Consider the following 3,747-nt stretch of genomic DNA (forward strand, 5'->3'; position numbering starts at 1 on the left):
CCCTCAGGGGGCCTTTCACTGATCAAAGCAACTCTCAATAGCGTGATTGTGGCGGTGAGCTCCACTCTTGCAACGCTGGTTCTCTCAATCCCGGCCGCTTATGCGCTGTCTCGATTGAGATTTAGAGGACGTATGCTCATCTTTTGGATTTATGTCGCTGTCCTGGCCTTCCCTGCCGTTCTCTTTCTAATACCTCATTTCTTCATAATAAATGGTATGGGATTATCTAATTCTTACCTTTCCCTGATATTGCCCGGCCTTGGGGGAACATTCGGGGTATTTCTCTTAAGGCAGTACATGCTCGACATACCCAAAGAGCTGGAGGATGCCGCGTGGATAGATGGGTGTTCCAAGTTAAGGTTTCTGATAAGCATAGTGATTCCTTACATCAAGCCCGCGATGCTCGTGCTTTCTCTCATGACGTTTCTTGGTTCCTGGAACAGCTTTCTATGGCCGCTGTTGATCTTGAGCAAGTCAGATAAATTCACATTGCCTATAGCACTGATAAGATTCAGCGCGGGGTGGGGAGATCCTTATAGAGGAATAGGACCAATGATGGCGGGCGCTTTCTTCTCAGTAGCCCCGTCTTTGATAATCTTCATCGCATTCCACAGATACTTGATGAAAGGAATCTCCCTGGGATCTCTTGGAAAGGAGTAGATGCCATGTCAAAAACACTGAAGTCTTTTCGGAGAATAGGAGAAGAAGAGTCGGCAATGACCTCAAGAGCTTGTCTGCTAATAATCTTGGGCTTTCTTGTTTGCAGTCTATCTTTTGGAGGTCGTGTCTTGCCTATCGATATCGATGTAAGCACTTTCGAAGAAAGGATAGAGACCGATAGAAAAGTACAGGTTGAAATAGAAATCATAGATAGAGATGGAGAGAAATCGGAGAACATTTCGGTGTCCGCCAGGCAACTTTCACATGAGTTCTACTTCGGAAATGCTCCCGAATACCTGCTTTACGCTTACGCTCAAACCAGTTACAACCGCGGAAGGAGATTCGGGATCAGGCCACTGCCTGAGGAAGATCTCCAGGAATATAAGCGTTTGTATCTTGAGCTTTTCAACTTCGCTACTCTTCCCTCCTTTTACTGGGCAGACTATGAGTCCACAGAAGGAAGAATTCGCTTGGCCGAAGCCTCTGAGAAGATTGCACAGTGGCTGAGTGAAAACGAAGTGCCGGTTAAGGGGCACACACTTGTGTGGGGGAATCCGCCGAGCGTCGGCGTCCCCGCCTGGATAGAAGTGAAAGGAAAGCTCGGTCAATGGGCAGAGGTACGGGAATATCTCTTTTCGAGAGTCACCAGGGAAGTCGAAGAGTTCAAGGATCTCATCCAGTACTGGGATGTCGTTAATGAGCCTATTGTTCAACCCTGGTTCGACTCGATAGGTTCGGACTATATTGCCGAGTCGTTTAGAATCGTTAAGGAAATTGATCCCGACGCCATTACAGTACTAAACGAATACGGAGTGTTGGTGAATGAGCGGACCAGGCGAGCCTTCATTTCGAGAGCCGGCCAACTCACAAATGAAGGAACTCCCATAGATGTGATTGGGGCCGAAGCGCATATTTTCACTGCTCAGGATCTACTTGGTCAGCTGCGATCCTTGGAAAGCATATATCTTGCAATTGACGAGTTGGCTCAGCTGGGGAAACCTATTCATATATCGGAGTTTCAGATTCCTCTTCCCGCCGTGATAGATGCTTTCGACGTCTCTATAAGTGAGGCCGAAGAGATACAGGCCGAGATCGCCAGGATATTCTACAAAGTCTTCTTCAGCCATCCGGCGGTCGAGGCAATAACGTACTGGAATTTCTATAGGGCGTGGCAGTCAGGCAGCGGATTTCTGCGCGACGATCTCTCGATAAAACCGATCTTTGATGAGTTGAAGAGGCTTATTCACGAAGAATGGAAAACCTCTGTCCGTCTCGAGACGGATATTTCTGGCAAAGTGGCTTTCAACGGTTTTGCCGGTAAGTACGAGGTCTCGGTGGAAAGCGGAGCGCTGTCAGAGACATTCATTATTGACGTTAAGAAGGGTGAGAAGAATGAATTCACCCTTGTTCTCGGGCAATGAATGGAGTGATCTAAATGAAAAAAGCCTCCATTTTATTGACCTTTGTTCTCATGATGATTTTTATTCCGGAAACTCTTGTTGTGAATGCCGGTCATGTGCTGACAATAGATCCCAGCAATCCCGGTCCCGAGATAAGTCCCTTCCTATACGGCGTATTCTTCGAAGACATAAACCATGCAGTAGATGGCGGTCTATACGCTGAATTTATAAGAAATCGATCCTTCGAACACAAAGATCCTCTCGAAGGCTGGTTTGCAGACTTTGAAACCGGTTGCCAGGCCACCTTCTCGATTGACTCTGAACTGCCGCTTAATGAGAACAATCCCCATTACTTGAGTTTTGCTATTGCATCTGATAGCGGATCAGTATCGCTTTCCAACAACGGTTACGACGGCATTCCTATGATGGAAGGGAAACGGTACGTGTTTTCAGCATTCATTCGAGGTAATTCAGAATACAGCGGTGAAATCACAGTTTTACTGACGGATGCGAAGGGCAACACAATCGATGAAGCTAGCCTCGCGTCGGCTTTCGGCGCTGAGTGGGAGAAGTATTCGGTAGAATTTGAGATCACCGAAGACTGCGATAACGGCAGGCTTTTACTTATATTGAGAGGGGCCGGCGAGGTCTGCCTGGACATGATTTCGCTTTTTCCTGAAGAGAACTGGAACGGCATGAGGATAGATCTTCTAAAGATGCTTGAAGAACTTAAGCCTGGTTTCGTAAGGTTTCCGGGCGGCTGCCTCGTTGAAGGCGACAGCCTGGAGAACGCCTATCGATGGAAGGATACAATCGGACCGGTAGAAGAGAGGAAGGCAAACTACAACCTCTGGGGCTATCACCAGTCATACGGCATCGGATTCTTCGAATATCTCCTCCTGTCGGAACACCTGGAAGCAGAGCCAATACCAATCTTCAACTCGGGCATGTCCTGTCAGGTTCGGGGAGCCGAGTACTGCCCAATTGATGAGATGGACGAATGGATTGAAAATGTTCTTGACTTCATAGAGTTTGCAAATGGGCCAAAGAATTCACTCTGGGGTTCAAAGCGTGTCGAGCTTGGTCATCCCGAGCCCTTCAACGTCAAGTATATTGGTATAGGAAACGAGAATTGGGGCACGGAATATCATGATCGCTTCCCGATGTTCAGAGATGCTGTCAAAGCGAAGTATCCTGAAATCATAATTGTTTTCAGCGGCCCGCCTTCATATGAAGGAGCTTCATTCAACAGGGCATGGAGATGGGCAAGAGAGAACGGTGTCGAAATTCTTGATGAGCACATGTATGCCGTTCCGGAATGGATCTTAAGGAACACAGATAGATACGACAAGTACGACAGATCCGGTCCAAAGGTCATGCTTGGAGAATACGCAGCCCACGCGGCCGGGACAAGGAACACCCTTCAAGCAGCAATGGCGGAAGCGGCTTTGATGACTGGCCTTGAACGCAATTCAGACATCGTAATAATGGCGGCTTACGCGCCCCTGTTCAACAGGCCGGGCTGGTCGCAGTGGACGCCGGACCTCATCTGGTTCGACAACACAAGAGTGTATGGAACCCCAAGTTATCATGTTCAGAAACTCTTCAACGAGAATCTCGGAGATGTGGTAATACCTTCTAAGCTTACCGACGAGAATCTCGAGGTTATCGGTTACTGGTTCAAGTC

The 3,747-nt window shown here is 48.0% G+C and carries 3 protein-coding genes; all 3 read left to right on the top strand.

All coding sequences use genetic code 11. The features are described from left to right. Positions 1–660 (top strand): carbohydrate ABC transporter permease (locus ENN47_03945; GenBank protein HDP77332.1); only part of this gene is annotated, 660 nt, incomplete at its 5' end. A 5-nt stretch (positions 661–665) separates the two neighbouring features. Further along, positions 666–2,081, top strand: a complete 1,416-nt coding sequence (locus ENN47_03950; protein HDP77333.1) for a glycoside hydrolase — start codon at positions 666–668, stop codon at positions 2,079–2,081. A 14-nt stretch (positions 2,082–2,095) separates the two neighbouring features. After that, on the top strand, positions 2,096–3,747 hold a 1,652-nt coding region (locus tag ENN47_03955), incomplete at its 3' end, for an alpha-N-arabinofuranosidase (GenBank protein ID HDP77334.1).

The sequence above is a fragment of the Mesotoga infera genome (assembly GCA_011045915.1).
GTDB lineage: Bacteria > Thermotogota > Thermotogae > Petrotogales > Kosmotogaceae > Mesotoga > Mesotoga infera_D.